Annotated in this window: 12 protein-coding genes; 7 read left to right on the top strand and 5 right to left on the bottom strand. The window is 64.1% G+C overall.

Features of this window, described 5'->3' with window-relative positions:
• The first annotated feature begins 1 nt into the window (after nt 1).
• Nucleotides 2–643 carry an oxidoreductase gene (locus tag KVO92_RS13660; protein ID WP_217476168.1) on the top strand — a complete coding sequence of 214 codons (642 nt, stop codon included), beginning with the start codon at nt 2–4 and terminating at the stop codon, nt 641–643.
• A gap of 83 nt (nt 644–726) precedes the next feature.
• Here KVO92_RS13660 and orn read toward each other — a convergent pair whose 3' ends face one another.
• Nucleotides 727–1,269 carry an oligoribonuclease gene (orn, locus tag KVO92_RS13655; RefSeq protein ID WP_217476167.1) on the bottom strand — a complete coding sequence of 181 codons (543 nt, stop codon included), beginning with the start codon at nt 1,267–1,269 and terminating at the stop codon, nt 727–729.
• A 28-nt stretch (nt 1,270–1,297) separates the two neighbouring features.
• On the bottom strand, nt 1,298–2,107 hold the full coding sequence (locus KVO92_RS13650; protein ID WP_217476166.1) for a class I SAM-dependent methyltransferase: 810 nt from the start codon (nt 2,105–2,107) through the stop codon (nt 1,298–1,300).
• Nucleotides 2,108–2,232: 125 nt separating this feature from the next.
• Between KVO92_RS13650 and rsgA the strand changes: the two genes are divergently transcribed.
• Nucleotides 2,233–3,264 (top strand): small ribosomal subunit biogenesis GTPase RsgA, encoded by a 1,032-nt coding sequence (gene rsgA / locus KVO92_RS13645; RefSeq protein WP_217476165.1) that lies wholly within the window; start codon nt 2,233–2,235, stop codon nt 3,262–3,264.
• A gap of 19 nt (nt 3,265–3,283) precedes the next feature.
• Here rsgA and motB read toward each other — a convergent pair whose 3' ends face one another.
• Nucleotides 3,284–4,300 (bottom strand): flagellar motor protein MotB, encoded by a 1,017-nt coding sequence (motB, locus tag KVO92_RS13640; protein WP_217476164.1) that lies wholly within the window; start codon nt 4,298–4,300, stop codon nt 3,284–3,286.
• Between the two features lie 5 nt (nt 4,301–4,305).
• Nucleotides 4,306–5,157 carry a flagellar motor stator protein MotA gene (gene motA, locus KVO92_RS13635; RefSeq protein ID WP_217476163.1) on the bottom strand — a complete coding sequence of 284 codons (852 nt, stop codon included), beginning with the start codon at nt 5,155–5,157 and terminating at the stop codon, nt 4,306–4,308.
• Between the two features lie 176 nt (nt 5,158–5,333).
• Here motA and KVO92_RS13630 point away from each other — a divergent pair, with 176 nt between their 5' ends.
• The 5 genes from KVO92_RS13630 (at nt 5,334) to KVO92_RS13610 (ending at nt 12,718) form a co-directional block, all read left to right on the top strand.
• Nucleotides 5,334–6,842 carry an HDOD domain-containing protein gene (locus KVO92_RS13630; protein WP_217476162.1) on the top strand — a complete coding sequence of 503 codons (1,509 nt, stop codon included), beginning with the start codon at nt 5,334–5,336 and terminating at the stop codon, nt 6,840–6,842.
• A 44-nt stretch (nt 6,843–6,886) separates the two neighbouring features.
• The gene (locus KVO92_RS13625; protein ID WP_217476161.1) at nt 6,887–7,702 is read left to right on the top strand and encodes a rhodanese-like domain-containing protein; all 816 of its coding nucleotides are present in this window, start codon (nt 6,887–6,889) and stop codon (nt 7,700–7,702) included.
• An 11-nt stretch (nt 7,703–7,713) separates the two neighbouring features.
• The gene (gene asd / locus KVO92_RS13620; protein ID WP_217476160.1) at nt 7,714–8,616 is read left to right on the top strand and encodes an archaetidylserine decarboxylase; all 903 of its coding nucleotides are present in this window, start codon (nt 7,714–7,716) and stop codon (nt 8,614–8,616) included.
• A 157-nt stretch (nt 8,617–8,773) separates the two neighbouring features.
• Entirely contained in the window at nt 8,774–10,588 is a 1,815-nt protein-coding gene (locus tag KVO92_RS13615) for a molecular chaperone (protein WP_217476159.1), read from the top strand.
• 63 nt (nt 10,589–10,651) lie between these two features.
• The gene (locus KVO92_RS13610) at nt 10,652–12,718 is read left to right on the top strand and encodes an EAL domain-containing response regulator (RefSeq protein ID WP_217476158.1); all 2,067 of its coding nucleotides are present in this window, start codon (nt 10,652–10,654) and stop codon (nt 12,716–12,718) included.
• Between the two features lie 106 nt (nt 12,719–12,824).
• On the opposite strand, the gene serB is transcribed toward KVO92_RS13610, so the two are convergent.
• On the bottom strand, nt 12,825–14,039 hold the full coding sequence (gene serB, locus KVO92_RS13605) for a phosphoserine phosphatase SerB (protein WP_217476157.1): 1,215 nt from the start codon (nt 14,037–14,039) through the stop codon (nt 12,825–12,827).
• Between the last annotated feature and the right edge of the window lie 160 nt (nt 14,040–14,199).

Raw genomic sequence — 14,199 nt, 5'->3', positions numbered from 1 at the left:
CATGTATTTGACGCCCCAGCGCATTTTGCTTGCCGGCGCCACCGGACTGACCGGCGAGCATCTGCTCGACCGCCTGCTCAACGAACCGACGGTCGAGTGCGTCCTCGCGCCCACACGCAAACCCCTGGCCGAGCACCCACGGCTGGATAACCCGATCGGCCCGCTGCGAACCTTGCTGCCGCAGCTCTCGGGCCAGATAGACACGGCGTTCTGCTGCCTTGGCAGCACCCTCAAGGAGGCCGGAAGCCAGGACGCGTTCCGCGCCATCGACCTCGATCTGGTCGTCGAATTCGCCAGGCGCGCCCGTGAACTGGGCGCCCGGCATCTGCTGGTGATCAGCTCGCTGGGCGCCAGTCCGGACAGTTCGATCTTCTACTGCCGGGTCAAGGGCGAAATGGAAGAGGCCTTGCGCGCGCAGGATTGGCCGCAACTGACCATCGCACGCCCCTCGCAGTTGCTGGGGCCGCGCATGGAAGTGCGCCCGGTGGAGCGCCTGACCGCCCCGCTCTCCCACCTGCTGCCGGGCAAGTACCGCGGCATTTCCGCCTGCACCCTGGCGCGTGCCCTCTGGCGCCTGGCGCTGGAAGAGGATGACGGCATCCGCGTGGTGGAGTCCGACGAGCTGCGCAAGCTGGGACGCTAACGGGCCGAAGGCGCGGATAGCTCAGCGCTTCGCCACCCCTCGCGCGGCACGAAGGGTGGTGCGCCCACTTGGGCGATCAGCAATCAGGCCTTGATGAAGTGTTCGCGGTAGTGCCGCAGCTCGGCGATGGATTCACGAATGTCATCCAGCGCCAGGTGCGTGCCACCCTTCTTGAAGCTGGCCAGTACTTCCGGCGCCCAGCGCGCGGCCAGCTCCTTGAGCGTGGACACATCCAGGTTGCGATAGTGGAAATAGGCCTCCAGGCGCGGCATGCGCCGGTACAGGAAGCGCCGATCCTGACAAATGCTGTTGCCGCAGATCGGCGACTTGCCTTTGGGCACCCACTGTTCGAGAAAGGCCAAGGTCTGCGCCTCGGCTTCGGCAGTGGAAATCCGGCTGTCACGCACGCGCTGCGTCAGCCCGGAACCGCCATGCTGCCGCGTATTCCATTCGTCCATGCCGGCGAGAATCTCGTCGCTCTGATGAATGGCGATGACCGGCCCTTCAGCCAACACGTTGAGCTGGCTGTCGGTCACGATGGTGGCCATTTCGATGATGACGTCGTTGTCAGGATCCAGACCGGTCATTTCCAGGTCGATCCAGATCAGATTCTGGGGGTTCTGCATGGTGGGCTCCTCGGCTGTGGCGCGCAGTTTAGCCGTTCACGGATCGGCCGTCAGGTTGCGCATCGACGCCCGGACGCCAGATCAGCAGGCGCGAATATCGCCAGTCATCGATGTTGAGGGTTTCCTGCGCCTCGACGCCGGGCACCTCGAAGCTGTTGCTGATCAGCAAGGCGTCCGACCGCATCTCGTCGCGCGCCTTGCGCCACAGCGCCGGCATCGGCGCCGGAGAGAGGAAGCAATAAACCACATCGTAGCCCCCCAGCGGCTCGCGCCAGAAGCTACGAAAGCGCACCTGGCAGTTGTGCTGGAACAGGCAGCGCAACCAGCACAGCGCGAAGGTCAGGGGGGCGGTCTCGACGCCGACGAAGTGCGCGGAGGGATAGGCCCGCGACAGCCGGAGCAAGGTACCGCCCAGCCCGCTACCCAGATCGATGAAGCGAAAGCCCTCGGGCAGCTCGGCCAGGCGCTGCTTCAAGCGCTGCTCGGCTGCGCTGCCTGTCAGGTACAGCGGCACCCGCTCGCCCAGCGCGTTCCAGTTCAGCAACAGCAAGGCGACAAAGCCGGCCAGCAGCAGCCACGGGGGCAACGCATGCCCTTGCGCCAGCACCAGTCCGGGTACGAAACCGACGTTGATCGGCAGCCACCAACGCGACAGCCCGAACCGCAGCCCGAGCAATGCCGCGAGCGAGCCCTGCAGACACGCCGCGGTGAACAGGCTGCCATGCCAGCCCAGCAGACGAGCCAGGGCAAGTAACGCGAACCAGGTGAGGGCTAGCGAAAGCAGCTGGGCTAGCATTGCCAGCAGAATGGGAAACCGCGCAAAGGGTAACGCTGGCATAGGCGCTCATCGAAGGTGGAACCGACACCGAGTCTAACCCTCCAACCCGCCGCCATACAGGGCCGTAGCCGCACGCGGGGGCATGCTAGACTCGCCTACTTTTCCAGCCTGGGCATCGCATCTAAATGGCCAAACGCCACCTCAACCGCCGGCAAAGCTGGCGCATCGAGAAAATCCAGGAAGAGCGCGCTTCGCGGGCCGCGCGGCGCGAATCGCGCGCCATCGAAGAACTCGAAGGTGGCGATCTCGGTCCGGAACAGACCGGCCTGGTGATCGCTCATTTCGGCGTACAGGTGGAAGTCGAGGCGCAGGAAGGCGAAGATCGCGGGCAGGTGTTCCGCTGCCACTTACGCGCCAACCTGCCAGCTCTGGTGACCGGCGATCGCGTGGTCTGGCGGCCGGGCAACCAGGGCATCGGCGTGATCGTCGCGCAACTGCCGCGGCAAACCGAACTGTGCCGCCCCGATACCCGCGGCCAGCTCAAGCCGGTGGCAGCCAACGTCGACCTGATCGTCATTGTCTTTGCCCCGCTGCCGGAGCCTCATGCCAACCTGATCGATCGCTACCTGGTCGCGGCCGAGCATGCCGGCATCACGCCCCTGCTGTTGCTGAACAAGGCGGACTTGATCGACGCCCAGAATCAGGGCGCGCTCGACGCGTTGCTGGCGGTGTACCGAACGCTGGGCTACCCGTTGATGGAAGTGTCCGCCCATGACGGGGCCGGCATGGACAGCCTGAAAGCGCGCCTCGACGGCCATGTCAGTGTGTTCGTCGGGCAGTCCGGCGTAGGCAAGTCTTCGTTGGTGAACAGCCTGCTGCCGGGAGTCGACACCCGGGTCGGCGCACTGTCGGAAATGACCGGCAAGGGCACCCATACCACCACCACCGCGAGGCTGTTCCATTTTCCCGGTGGCGGTGAGCTGATCGACTCACCCGGCATCCGTGAGTTTGGTCTGGGGCACGTCAGCCGCGGCGACGTCGAAGCCGGTTTCATCGAGTTTCAGGAACTGCTCGGGCATTGCCGCTTTCGCGACTGCAAGCATGACCGTGAGCCGGGCTGTGCACTCTTAAAGGCACTGGAGCAGGGGCAAATCCAGCCGCAACGGATGGCCAGCTATCGGCACATCATCAGCAGCTTGCCGGAAACCGAGTACTAGCTAGAGCCCGCGGTGACGCTCACTCGCCGCCCGGCTGGTCGAACTTCAGCACGCCATCCTCGAAGATGTTCAGCCGTTCGCGCAGCGGAGCGGCTTGTAGCGGATCGTTGGCGTTGACGTTGGCGTTGGAATTGTCTGCGGGAGGTGCCGCAGCGGTGCCAGTCGCCGGCGCCGTTGCCTCGGCATCCGACTGTTCGCCTTCGATATCGCGCTGCGCCTTCTTCGTCAGCACCAGGATGTCGATGCGACGATTGACCGGATTCAGCGGATCGTTGCGGTCGAACAGCGCCGATGAGGCATAGCCCACCACTCGAGCGATCTGGTCTTCGGGATAACCACCGGCGACCAGCGTCCGCCGGGCGGCATTGGCACGTCCAGCGGACAATTCCCAGTTGCCGAAATCGCCGCGTCCGGAGTAGGGCTTGGCATCGGTATGGCCACTGACGCTGATCTTGTTCGGCACCGCGCGGATGGTGTCGGCCATCGCCAGCAGGATGTCCTCGAAATAGGGCTGAAGCTGCGCGCTGCCCAAGGCGAACATGGGCCGGTTGGCCGCGTCCATGATCTGGATGCGCAACCCGTCCTGGGTGATTTCGAACAGGATCTGATCCTTGAAACGGGTCAGATCGGGGTTTTCCTCGACCTTGTTCTGCAGCTCCTGCAGCAACAGCTCCAACCGCTCACGCTCCAGCTGTTCGGACAGGGTTTCGACCTGCTCGGCGTCGAGCGCCGCCTCGGTCTGCTTAGCGGCCGGGTCGATCACGTCATTGAGCGTACGGTCCGGAGCGGGCGTGGGCGTGCCGCCGAGATCGATCACATGCGGGCTGGCGCTCTCGGTAAAGCCGATCGGATCCTGGAAATAGCCGGAAATAGCGCGCTTCTGCTCCGGCGTGGCGGAGGACATCAGCCACATCACCAGGAAGAAGGCCATCATGGCCGTCGCGAAGTCGGCGAAGGCGATCTTCCAGGCGCCGCCATGGTGGCCGGCGGCCGACTTCTTGACGCGCTTGACGATGATTGGCTGGGTGTTTTCCATGTCGCTTAGCTACCACGCATCGCTTGTTCGAGTTCAGCGAAACTCGGCCGATGCGCCGGCAGCAGCACCTTGCGCCCAAACTCCACGGCCAGGGTCGGCGGCATGCCGGAGGCCGAGGCAACCAGGGTCGCCTTGATGGCCTCATAGAGATTCACCTCTTCCTTGGCATCGTGCTCCAGCGCTGCAGCCAGCGGCCCGAAGAAACCATAGGAAGCGAGAATGCCTAGGAAGGTCCCCACCAGCGCGGTGCCCACCTTTTCGCCGATTTCCGCGTTGTTGGCCTCGGCCAGCACCGACATGGTGATAACGATCCCCAGTACCGCTGCCACGATCCCCATCGCGGGCAGGCCGTCGGCAATCTTGGAAACGGCATGCGACGGGTGTTCGAGCTCCTCCTTGAGGCCGTTGAGCTCCATGTCGAACAGCCCTTCCAGCTCATGCGGAGCCATGTTTCCGGAAGACATGATGCGCAGGTAATCACAGACAAAGGCCGTCATCCGGTCGTCCTTGAGGATTGCCGGGTACTTGCTGAATATCGGACTGGCCTTGGGGTCCTCGAGGTCGGCCTCGATCGCCATCATGCCTTCGCGGCGGCTCTTGTTGAGAATCTCGTAGAGCAGCCCCAGGACTTCCAGGTAGTACTTGTGGGTGAACCGCGAGCTGAACATCTGCAGCGACTTCTTGAACACGATCTTGGTGGTGCTGCCAGGGTTGGCCTGCAGGAAGCCGCCGAGGGCCGCGCCGCCGATGATCATCACCTCGAACGGGTGAATCAGCGCGCCGAGCTTGCCACCCGACAGCACGAACCCGCCGAGCACGCTGGCGATAACTACGATGATGCCGATGATTTTTGCCATAGAAAGGTACGTCTAAAACCTGATTTCAGTGCACCTGAAACAAGTCGCGCAAAGATGCACGAGCTCGTATGGGGACAGGCGAAGGGGCAGATGAAAAGAATTGTTCTGGTTATCGGAACTTTTGCGCCAGACTAAAGGCCATCCCGATGAAATGCTAGTTCGACGGCGCCATCATAATGACCCAACCACCCCGCACGCTTGACGCTTGGCTCGATGCACTGGACGCCGTCGTGCTCCCTGCGCCTGCCGTTCCGTATGCCCGCGTCCAGCGTGCGCTGCGTGACAGCAGCCTCTCCCTGCGCCAGATCGCCGAGCTGATCCAGGCGAGTCCGGCGCTGGCACTCGTCGTCATTCGCGAAGCCAACCGCGGCGTGGCGACCACCAGCAAGCCCGCCGAAAGCCTGGAAGTCGCCCTCAGCCGCATTGGCCTGAAACGCGCCGAGGCCTTGTTCGCCAAGGTGCCCGCCGCGCAACCTGAGGCCATACCCGCACCATTGCGGCAGGTCATGCTCATCAGCCAGCACGCCAGCCAGCAGGCCAGCGGACTGTTCGCGTCGCGCCTCGCGCGGCTCTGGCAGGAAATACATTGGGGCAGTCTGTTGTTCCTTGCGCCCGTCTGGGCGATGGTCGCTGCCTATCCACAGCTGCTCGACACCTGGGAACAACGCGTGCTGGTCAAGCGTGAACCGGCTCGCCAGGTCGAACAGTCGCTGCTCGGCGTGCCATTGCTGGAACTCTGCAGCGCGACCGCCGAGCGCTGGGGACTGCCCGACTGGATTATCCAGGGCTACCAGTTGCTCAACGAGCATCGACGCATGCTGATCAAAGCGCTGCATATCGCGCATGACAACGAACACCCGCTGCATCAGCAGCAGATGCTCGACGCCGACCCGCCGTTGCGCCGCTGGCTGACGCAGCCTGGCAACACCATCGTCCTGGCCAACGGCCTGGCACTGTCGTCTCACCACAGCTGGAGCGGCATCCACAGCCTGCGCTGGCAGCGGCTGGCCGGTCTCTATCTGCAGGTTCCGCTGGCCGAACTGCAGCAACTGGTGCATCAGCAGGCCGTCTACAGCGCTCGATCGATCGGCGCGACCGATCTCTGGCATCCTGCCCAGGGCCTGCTATGGCCTTGGGAAAGCGTGTTTCAGGTCGAGCGGGCCGCTGCAGCGCCCGAAGCCGAAGACCTGGCGCAATGGCGCGCGCATTGCCGTGAGCTGCTCAGCGAACCCTGCCCCTACGACAACATCCTTCAACTCACCGCCGCCGCGTGCAGCGCGCTGAGCTGTGCCGGCCTGCAACGCGTGCTGATCATGCTCGTCGACCGCAAGCAACGGCGCCTGGTCGGCCAGCAGAGCAGCGGCCTGCCACGCGAGGCGGCGCGTCTGACACTCGATATCGACTCAAGCCAGGTACTACGCAGGCTGCTGGAGAAACCCGCGCTGCTGCGGCTCAAACCGGACAACCTGGCGCAGTTCTCTGCCATGCTGCCGGGCACGCTGAAGTCGCTGTTTCCCAGCGAACATCTGCTGCTGCGCTCGGTCGGCCACGAGGGGCGGGTGGTGATGCTGGTCGCGGCCGACCAGAACAACAGCGCGATCAGCGACGCGAACCTGCAGCTGTTCGGCAAGACCGTCCAATGCATCGAGCGAGCCCTGGCGACCTTCAGCAAGCGCGGTCGCTGAATTTTTCGCTAGACTTGGCCCTTCCCGAACGCCCGAGGATTGCCGTGTCCGCTTTTTCAACCCTGCCCCTGGTCATCGAACCGGCCGATCTGGCCGAGCGCCTGGACGCGCCCGAGCTGATTCTGGTCGATTTGACCAGCGCCACCCGCTACGCCGAAGGCCACCTGCCCGGCGCGCGATTCGTCGATCCGAAACAGACCCAGCTCGGCCAGCCGCCGGCGCCCGGCCTGCTTCCCGGCAAGCCCCAGCTGGAGGCCCTGTTCGGCGCGCTCGGGCATCGAGCCGACGCGGTCTACGTCGTCTATGACGATGAAGGCGGTGGCTGGGCCGGGCGCTTCATCTGGCTGCTGGATGTCATCGGCCATCGGCACTATCACTATCTCAATGGCGGCCTGCCTGCCTGGCTGGCCGAACAGCGGCCGCTGTCGCAGCAAAGCCCTGCCGCCGCCGGCGGGCCGGTTGCCTTGCAGCTCAGCGAAACACCCAGCGCCACCCGCGAATACATCGAAAGTCGGCTCGGTGCTGCGGACCTGGTGATCTGGGACGCCCGGTCGCCCGAGGAATACCGGGGCGAGAAGGCGTTGGCAGCACGTGCAGGCCACATCCCAGGCGCCATCAATTTCGAATGGACCGCCGCGATGGACCCGACACGTGCGCTGCGCATCCGCGAGGACATCGCCGAGCGACTGGAGGCGCTCGGCATTACCGCTGACAAGGAAATCATCACCCACTGCCAGACGCATCATCGCTCGGGCTTCACCTATCTGCTGGCCAAGGCGCTGGGCTATCCGCGCATCAAGGGATATCCCGGTTCCTGGGGCGAGTGGGGCAACCTGTCCGACACCCCCATCCAGCAATGAAAAGGCTCCCCATGAAAGATCGCTTGTTCGTACTCAGCCAGTACCTGCTACCGCATCACCTGATCTCGCGCCTCGCCGGTTGCCTGGCCGAATGCCGCCTGCCCTGGGTGAAGAACACCTTCATCAAATGGTTCGTTCGCCACTTCGAGGTCGACATGCGCGAAGCGCAGACCGAAGACCCGACCGCCTACGAACACTTCAACGCCTTCTTCACTCGCGCCTTGAAAGACGGCGCGCGCCCGCTCGACCCAACACCGGGCGCGATACTCAACCCCTGCGACGGCGCGATCAGCCAACTCGGCAAAATCGAGCAGGGCCGGATATTCCAGGCCAAGGGCCACAACTACAGCGTCACGGAGCTGCTCGGCGGCGATCACGAGCGCTCGGCACCCTTCATGGGCGGGGATTTCGCCACCGTTTATCTGTCGCCCAAGGACTACCACCGCGTGCACATGCCGCTGGCCGGCACATTGCGTGAAATGGTCTACGTGCCGGGTCGGATATTCTCGGTCAACACCGTAACCGCCGAAGGCGTACCGGAGCTGTTTGCCCGCAACGAACGCGTGGTCTGCCTGTTCGACACCGAGCGCGGCCCGATGGCGATGGTGCTGGTGGGCGCGATGATCGTCGCCAGCATCGAGACCGTATGGGCCGGACTGGTCACGCCGCCCAAGCGCACCCTCAAGACCTTCCGCTACGACGAAGCGGCCCGTGCCCCGGTGCATCTGGACAAGGGCGCGGAAATGGGTCGCTTCAAGCTGGGCTCCACGGTGATCATGCTCTTCGGGCCTGACCAGGTCAGCTGGGCCGAACAGCTATCGGCATTGACGCCGGTGTGCATGGGCGAAGGGCTCGGACAGGCCAAGCCGACACCACCGGCCAGCCTCTCGACGGAAGAACCGACGCCCGTCTAGAACGAACCAATGGTCGGCTACCGCTGGCCAAGCGCTCCGTGTCCGTTATGATGTGACTGGGCACAGTTGCATTTTGACATCATGTAGTGATGGGCACCCGACCCGCACCGACAGATCACCCACGGTGCGTTGGCACGCCTACCACGGAGCTGATCGTTTGGAAACTCAAAGCCAACCATTGTTGCTACGCGTGACGGCGCCAAACACCCAGGCGCTGTCCTTCTGCGAACCCAGCGTGCGCAGCGTCAAACAGTGGCTGTCCGGCCTGCCCAAGGCCAACCTCGGCGAAACGGCGCGCCAGCTGTATCAGGCCTTGCTTGAACTCAACAAGCTGCGCACGACCGCCCAGCTGCGTCTGCAGCTGCTTGAGTTGCTACGACCGGAAATTCACTTCGTCTGCCGTGAGCTGGAGCGCCATCTCCACCATCAGCCGATCGTGCTCGGTGAGCGCCCGCGCAAGGTGGCGAGCCTTTGCCAGGCACTGCACAACCATCTCGCCACCGGTTACAAGCTGATCGTCGTGGAGCTGGTGCCGCAGACCGGCCGTGACCGCCTGCAGCTGGTCACCGTTTCGCTGCAACGGGCGATTCGCAGCCTCTGCGCGATGCTGGTGCGCGCCACCCAGCTCTACAACCCGACGCCCGAGGGCCTGTGGCTCGAGCTTCATCAGCTCTATGCCATTGCCGCCGAGCACGGCCTCCAGCGCACCGTTGTCCGAGACGATCTGTGCTATCGCGTCAAAGGCCTGAGTGTCGAGCAGAGCTACATCGTCGCGCTGATGCTCGGCAGTGCCCGCTGCAACCAGATGCGCCAGCAGAACATCGCCCAGCTGGCGCAGCTGCTCGAACCCTGGAGTGCACTGGTACGATTGGAGAAGACCCCCGGCCCGTCCAGCCAGTTCGGCGTGTCCGCTCGTATCGATGGCCCACCACGCTATCGATCGATGTTCGCCGTCGAGGAACGCCGGCACCTGCTCGGCATCGATCCCCACGGGCTGGTTCGGGCCATTCAGCAGCATTTGCAGGCCGCGCCTGGGCCCGCTGCGGACAAGACGCTAGCCCTGCCCGAAGGACTGAGCCTCGACCTTCTGCACCATGTCAGTGCCGCCTGGGGCGATATCTCCGAGCGCAGCTTCCAGCGCACCCCAGCGCAAGGCTCGATGAAGCTGTGCATCGGCATGAGTGCACTGCATTACTTCCTGGCGGGCCAACGCGAATTCGGCGAACTGCTGAAACGGCCCGATGCGACACGCTCGGCGGTGTTCAAGCTGAATAACGCCGCTCCGGATGTCTGGGCTGTCGCCTTCGACGCCCAGGCGGTGAACGCCGACGAGCTACTGCCGAGCGACCATATCGAATTCGTCCGGCCCACCGCGGCCGCTAAAACCGAGAGCGCCCCACCAGACGAGCCCAAGGCAGACAACGGCTTTCCGACCTTCGAGGTACGGCGAGTCGACCACAGTCCCGGCGGCTTCTGCCTGTCCTGGCCCGATGAGGTGCCGGCGCAACTGCAGGCCGGCGAACTGCTCGGTCTGCAGGATGCCGGCAGCCAGACCTGGAGCATTGCCGTCGTGCGCTGGATTCGCCAGGTGCGTGGCGGCGGCCCGCAGATGGGCGTCGAGCTTATCGCGCCTTCCGCGCAACCCTGTGGCCTGCGACTGGTACGCAAGACGGAGCAAAGCAGCGAGTATCTGCGCGCTCTGATACTGCCTGAGATCAGTGTCATCTCGCGGCCGGCAACGCTGATCGCTCCCCGTTTGCCGTTCCAGGAAGGGCAGAAAGTCCAGATCAACCAGAACGGCGAAGAGCTCCGCGCGCTGCTGTGCCGCCGCCAGACCGGTACCGGCAGTTACAGCCAGTTCGAATACCAACTGGTGGGCGTCGCCACGCCGCAGGAGACGTCGGTCACAGCCAGGGGAACCCAGGCGGCGCCACGCGGTGAAGATTTTGACTCGCTCTGGCGCACGCTGTAGATTGCCGCTCATTGTTTCCTTAGCCCCAACGCCCCGTCTCAGGCGCAATCCAAAGCTGCTGCCATGGCCCCGCAAAAGAAAACCATCCGCCTGCTGATCCTCGAGGACTCGCAGAATGAAGCTGAGCGACTGGTCAGCCTGTTTCGCAATGCGGGCCAGGCGACACGCGTGCACCGGCTCACCTCCAGCGATGACCTTGCCGACGCGCTCCAACAGACCTGGGATCTGTTGATCAGCGCACCGACCAGCAGCAATCTCGACCCAAGCGAAGCCATCGGTGCCATCCGCAAGCAAGCCAAGGACATCCCGGTCATCCAGCTGATCGACGGCAACGACGCCGATGCCGTGACCGAAGCGCTGGCATTGGGCGCCCAGCGTGCCGTGCCGCAGGGCGAAGACGAATGGCTGATCATGGTCGCCAATCGCGAGCTGGCGAATCTCGAAGAGCGCCGCGCCCGCCGGACCGCAGAGGTAGTCCTGCGCGAGGCCGAGAAGCGCTGCCAGTTGCTGCTGGACAGCTCCGTAGATGCCATCGCGTACGTGCATGACGGCATGCATATCTACGCCAACCGCGCCTACCTCGAGCTGTTCGGCTATGAGGACGTCGAAGAGCTCGAAGGCATGCCGATGATCGACCTCATCGCTTCGTGCGACCAGGGCGAATTCAAGGGTTTCCTCAAGCACTATCAGACCCTGCAAGGCAGTGCCGAGCTGGTCTGCGGCGGCGTCCGTGCCGATGGTGGCAACTTCAAGGCACGCATGCACTTTTCCCCCGCCACTTACGACGGCGAACCCTGCATCCAGGTGGTCATCCGCGCGGAAAGCGAAAATGAAGAGCTGGAAAAGCTGCGCGAAATCAGCAGCCAGGACCTGGTAACCGGGCTGTATAACCGCAACCACTTCCTCGAGCTGCTCGATGGAGCGGTAGAACGCGCCGTGAACGCCGGGCAGGCGTCGAGCCTGGCCTACCTTCGCATCGACCGCTTCGCCAGCCTGCAGGCCGAGATCGGCCTGGGCGATTCGGACCGTCTGCTCGCCGAGCTGGCCGGGCTGTTACGCGAGCAGTTCCCGCACACGGCTGAGCTGGCGCGCTTCGGCGACGATGCGTTTGCGGTATTGATGGCCGATGCTACGCCGCAGCAGCTGGAACCCCCACTGGTCGAGCTGTTGCGCAAGGTCGAAGGACACCTGTTCGAGATCGGCGGCCGGACCGTTCAGACCAGTCTGAGCATCGGCGTTGCCGCACTCGACGAGCAAACGGCGAAGGCGCGAGACGTCATCGATCGCGCCCACCGCTGCGCCGAAGAGCTCTGCGATGGCAACGCATTGCGCACCTACGATCCGGCTGCCGAGCTGGCCGCCGCCGCCAGCCGCGGCAATCTGCTGGCCATGCTGCAGCAGGCGCTGGAAAAGAACAGCTTCCGCCTGCTGTTCCAGCCGATCATCAGCCTGCGTGGGGACAGCCACGAACATTATGAGGTGCTGCTGCGCCTGCTCGATCCGCAAGGCGTCGAAGTGCCGCCCAGCGAGTTCCTCGGCGCCGCGAAGGAAGCGGGGCTGGCCACCAAGGTCGATCGCTGGGTACTGCTCAACTCCATCAAGCTGCTCGCCGAGCATCGCAGCAAGGGGCACAGCACTCGGCTGTTCGTTCACCTCTCCAGCGCCAGCCTGCAGGACCCGTCGCTGCTCAACTGGCTGGGGGTCGCACTCAAGGCGTCACGCCTGCCGCCCGACTCGCTGGTCTTCCAGCTCGACGAGCAGGACGCCGTCGCCTACCTGAAGCAAGCGAAGACCCTGACCGAGGGGCTTTGCGGGCTAGGCTGTCGCACTGCCCTGAGCCGGTTCGGCTGCGTGCTGAACCCGTTCAATACGCTCAAGCATCTGGATGTCGACTTCATCAAGATCGACGGTTCCTATACCCAGGAGCTTGGCCGGCAAGAGAACCAGGACGCGCTCAAGCAGCTGCTCGCCGATCTGCACGAGCAGGCCAAGCAGACGATCGTGCCCTTCGTCGACAGCGCCACCATCCTTGCGACGCTCTGGCAGGCCGGCGTGGGATATATCCAGGGCCAATACCTGCAGGGCCCGAGCCAATCGATGGACTACAACTTCTCGTCGGACGAGGAGTAATGGCAGCGGTAACCCCGTGCCGACCGCTGCCGTGCGGGACGACTGCCTGACGGCCTCGTCCCGCATCTTGTTCAAGCCCGCCTGAATGCGCAGGCTGCAGCCGTGGCTACTCCGTCCCCTCGCGATCGCGAAAGCCGAGCAGATAGAGAATGCCATCCAGGCCCAGGGTCGAGATTGCCTGCTTGGCCGACTGCTTGACCAGCGGCTTGGCCCGGAAAGCCACACCCAGACCGGCAAGCCCGAGCATGGGCAGGTCATTGGCGCCATCGCCAACCGCAATCGTCTGCTCCAGACGCAAGCCCTCCCGCTCGGCCAGCTCGCGAAGCAGATCGGCCTTGCGCTGAGCGTCGACGATCGGCTCCTGGGCGACCCCCGTGAGCTTGCCGTCGACGATTTCCAGCTCGTTGGCATAGACGTAATCGATGCCCAGCCTGGCCTGTAACTGTCGCGCGAAATAGGTGAAACCACCCGACAGAATCGCCGTTTTGTACCCCAGCCGCTTGAGCTCGGCGAACAGCAGCTCGGCCCCCTCGGTCAGCCGCAAGCCAGCACCGACCTCGGCCAGCGCGCGCTCTTCCAACCCTTCGAGCAAGGCCAGACGCTCCTTGAAGCTTGCGCGAAAGTCCAGCTCACCGCGCATGGCGCGCTCGGTGATCTCCGCAACCTGATCGCCAACGCCCGCGACCTTGGCCAGCTCGTCGATGACTTCCGCCTCGATCAGGGTCGAGTCCATGTCGAACACCGCGAGCCGGCGATTGCGGCGAAACACCGAGTCGCGCTGGAAGGCGATATCGACATTGAGTTCCTGCGCCACGCTGAGAAACTCGGCACGTAGCGCCGCGGTGTCGGCCGGCTCACCGCGGACGGAAAACTCGATGCAGCCCTTGCCCAGCTCCTCGGGCATGTCCAGCGGCTGGCGCCCCGAGAGGCGGTCGATGTGATCGATATTGAGCCCGTACTTGGCGGTGATCGAGCTGACCCGCTGCAACTGCTCGGCCGTGACCTTGCGGGTCAATAGGGTCACGATGTGTCGAGCCTTGCCCTGCCCGGCGACCCACTGCTGATAATCGTCCTCGGCCACCGGCGTGAACCGCACCTGCTGGTCATGCTTGTAGGCGGTGAAGAGCACGTCCTTGAGTACCGATGAGGCGCGCTCGGTATCGGGAATTTCCACCAGGATGCCGAACGACAAGGTGTCATGAATGACGGCCTGACCGATGTCCAGGATGTTCACCCCTCCTTGAGCGAGCACGCCGGTGATGGCCGCGGTCAGCCCGGGGCGATCTTCCCCGGTGATATTGATCAGGACGATTTCACGCAAGGCGCAGCTCCTATGCAAAGAAGGCGGGCATTCTACAACAGCCGATCGCCAGCTGAGCGCGCCGCTGTCCGCCGCGCCATTCGATACGGCGTTTGGCGAGCGACACGACGAGTAATTCAATCGCTTTGACCGGGTGACCTTTAGCCCCCAGTGCGCTTTC

The organism is Stutzerimonas stutzeri (assembly GCF_019090095.1).
GTDB lineage: Bacteria > Pseudomonadota > Gammaproteobacteria > Pseudomonadales > Pseudomonadaceae > Stutzerimonas > Stutzerimonas stutzeri_AN.
This window is presented reverse-complemented; position numbering and strand designations above follow the sequence as displayed.

Excerpts from the sequence above, each read along its gene's own strand:
- KVO92_RS13650 (WP_217476166.1), bottom strand. The coding sequence starts at position 2,107 with ATGCCAGCGTTACCCTTTGCGCGGTTTCCCATTCTGCTGGCAATGCTA.
- asd (WP_217476160.1), top strand. The coding sequence starts at position 7,714 with ATGAAAGATCGCTTGTTCGTACTCAGCCAGTACCTGCTACCGCATCAC.
- KVO92_RS13610 (WP_217476158.1), top strand. The coding sequence starts at position 10,652 with ATGGCCCCGCAAAAGAAAACCATCCGCCTGCTGATCCTCGAGGACTCG.
- motB (WP_217476164.1), bottom strand. The coding sequence starts at position 4,300 with ATGGAAAACACCCAGCCAATCATCGTCAAGCGCGTCAAGAAGTCGGCC.
- KVO92_RS13630 (WP_217476162.1), top strand. The coding sequence starts at position 5,334 with ATGACCCAACCACCCCGCACGCTTGACGCTTGGCTCGATGCACTGGAC.
- orn (WP_217476167.1), bottom strand. The coding sequence starts at position 1,269 with ATGCAGAACCCCCAGAATCTGATCTGGATCGACCTGGAAATGACCGGT.
- rsgA (WP_217476165.1), top strand. The coding sequence starts at position 2,233 with ATGGCCAAACGCCACCTCAACCGCCGGCAAAGCTGGCGCATCGAGAAA.
- motA (WP_217476163.1), bottom strand. The coding sequence starts at position 5,157 with ATGGCAAAAATCATCGGCATCATCGTAGTTATCGCCAGCGTGCTCGGC.
- KVO92_RS13660 (WP_217476168.1), top strand. The coding sequence starts at position 2 with ATGTATTTGACGCCCCAGCGCATTTTGCTTGCCGGCGCCACCGGACTG.